Raw genomic sequence first — 2,641 nt, 5'->3', positions numbered from 1 at the left:
CAGACCGCCGTTTCCATCCATGTCTATGGCGTGCCAGGCGCGCAAATCTCGACACACGTGAACGATCTCGTCACGCTCGCCGCTTAACGCGCGACGGCAAGGGCGTCGGGCTAATACCGATGCCGAAACAATCGCGCTACGCTTTCCCCGGCTCCGACGCCGTCGGAATCTGGGGCGGCACCTGAACTGATTGGTCGGTCGGTGGCGGCGCGGGCTGCGGCTCGTGCGACACGTCCCGGGCTTTCGCGACCGCGCTCCGTTCCACAGGCGATAACGGCACCGGCTCCGTCACTTCCTCCATCTCCTCCCACGACGTGTCTTTATTCGCTGATTCACGCGACACGCGTACCTGCATTTGCGGCACGGGAACGTCCATGCCGATCTCGTCCATCTTGCGCTTTACCCTTACGTTGAACGCCCGCGCGACGCTCCATTGCTGCAGCGGCAGCGTCTTGATCTGCCCTTTCACGACCATCCAGTTAGGATCGAAACGGTCCAGTCCCCACACTTCGACCGGCCCCAGCATCTCGCGTCGATACCGGAAGTCGGCCATCAATTCCGCGCCGACTTCGCGAATCATCTGCGTGATCTGGTCGACATCGGCCGAAAACGGCACCCGTACTTCGAACACCGCATAAGCGAAATCGCGCGACAGATTCTTGACCACCTTGATCTGCGAGAACGGAATGGCGTGAATGGCGCCCTGCCCGTCACGCAGCCGCACCGTACGGATCGTCAGCGTTTCCACCACGCCCGCATGGCCGCCGTCGACCTCGATCGAGTCGCCAACGGAAATGGTGTCCTCGATGATGATAAAAAGCCCCGTGATCAGATCGGCCACCAGCGACTGCGCGCCGAAACCCACCGCCAGGCCAATCACGCCGGCGCCGGCGAGCAACGGCGTTACGTTCAGCCCGAGATTGGCAGCAGTAACAATCGCCGCGACGCTCAGCAGTCCGACAAACAGCACATTGCGGATCAGCGGCAGCATGGTGCGCGCACGCATGCTCGGACCGCGCCCCTTGCCGCGTGGCGTATTCGGATTGAGCGCCTCCTGAATCCCCGTATCGATCAGGATCCACGCCAGCCACGCGATGAGAATAGTCAGCAGGATCGCACTCACCGCGTGTGTGATGCCGCGCGCGGCAACGCTCTGTTCAGCGAGTTTCGTGAGCGAAAAACCCCAGAACCGCGACGAGAGTTCGAGGAAGACCAACCAGATCACCAATACGACCAGGCGGCCAAAAAACTTGAAAAGCCGTCGCACGTAGGCCGATTGCCGGCGCGTCTTGCGCTGCGGCAGACGCGTCACGCGCAACACGACGGCGCTAAGAAACAGTCCGACCACCAACAGCCCAGCGGTTGCGATCGCCATCTGCAGCACGTTCTCGGAGGTCCCGATGCCCGAGAGCGTGGCGATCACCGACGCCGACGCAAGCAGCAGCATCGGCACCTGCCAAAGCGAGCCCACCACTTCGAACGTCTCCGTCGCGGCCTTGTGCCGGCTGCGTTGCTCGTACGCGCGGCTGCGGATCAGATGGGACACCGGCCGCTGGAACGCGAGCGTGAAATAGCCGGTCAGGACCGCCGCGCTCATGTTCGCGACCGTCGAGAGCAGTGCGGACAGATTCGTGCCAAGTTGTTGCGCAACGTCATAGTTCGACGCCGCGTCGCCGAGTGCGCCGAGCGTTCCGATCAGGAACAGCAAGCGACGCGCGTGCTGAATCAGCAGATTCACTGCCACCCGGCGATGCGCCGAGCCGAACAGCGAAAACATGATCAGGCAGATCGACGAAAACACCGCACCCGCGTCGATCGCGTAAGCCGTGACCATCGCGAGGGTGCGGCCGAGCGACACCGGCATCAGCCGCACAAAAGTGAGCGCCGCGATGAACGCGAAGAGATACGGCCCGACTCGCCGCAGTGCGAAGATCAAGAGTTCGCTGGTGGTCGGATTGGGATGCAGCCCGAAATGAACGTTGTAGCGCGTGTGCAAGTACCGCTGGAGGTACACCAGTAGATAAGCGCACACGCCCCAACCTGCGAGCGTCAGGAAATAGTTGGACAGCGTATGGCCAAAATTTTCACGGCTTTGACCCGAGACAATGGTGAACAGCTCGTTGTAGGCTGCGTTCAGGCGGCCGCCCCAGTAGTTGAGCGGCGTATGGCCGCGACGGATGTCGGCCTCGATATTCGCCAGCCCCGACGCAATCGCACCCAGCAACCCGGTTTTCGGCGTGATGGCTGCGACCACGGCCGACGCTGCCGTCGATGAGCTCGCCGCCAACGATGCAGACGCGCCTGCCAGCGCTGCCGCACCCGTGCCGTCGGACGCCGCGGCTGTGCCGGCGGGTTGCGCGGCGGCATCGGCGTCGCGCTTGGCGTCGCGGAGCTTTTTCAGCTGTGCGACCAGCGCCGTGCGTTGCCGGTCGCTGTCGAGCGTCGAGATGACCGTGTCGAGCGAGCGCGCGAGATCCGCGTCGCTGGCCGGGTTCACCGCTGCGCCCGACGTACCGGAAGCGGGGGCGGAAGCCGATGCCGGACCGGGTGCCGCAGGTTTGTTGAGGAGCTCCTGAAACGACGGCAACGTGAGCGCCGGCGGTGCGGCATTTGCGTTCGGAGAGATAATGGTGAGCGCCGC

The 2,641-nt window shown here is 63.6% G+C and carries 1 protein-coding gene; it reads right to left on the bottom strand.

What is annotated here, in order from left to right; translation table 11 throughout:
• Window positions 1-136: 136 nt before the first annotated feature.
• Entirely contained in the window at window positions 137-2,497 is a 2,361-nt protein-coding gene (locus tag VGH68_RS07100) for a mechanosensitive ion channel domain-containing protein (protein WP_414696906.1), read from the bottom strand.
• Window positions 2,498-2,641: the final 144 nt, after the last annotated feature.

Source organism: Paraburkholderia sp., from assembly GCF_036488505.1.
Taxonomy (GTDB): Bacteria; Pseudomonadota; Gammaproteobacteria; order Burkholderiales; family Burkholderiaceae; genus Paraburkholderia.
Note: the sequence above shows the minus strand (reverse complement) of the source record. Positions and strands in the feature narration are given on the sequence as shown.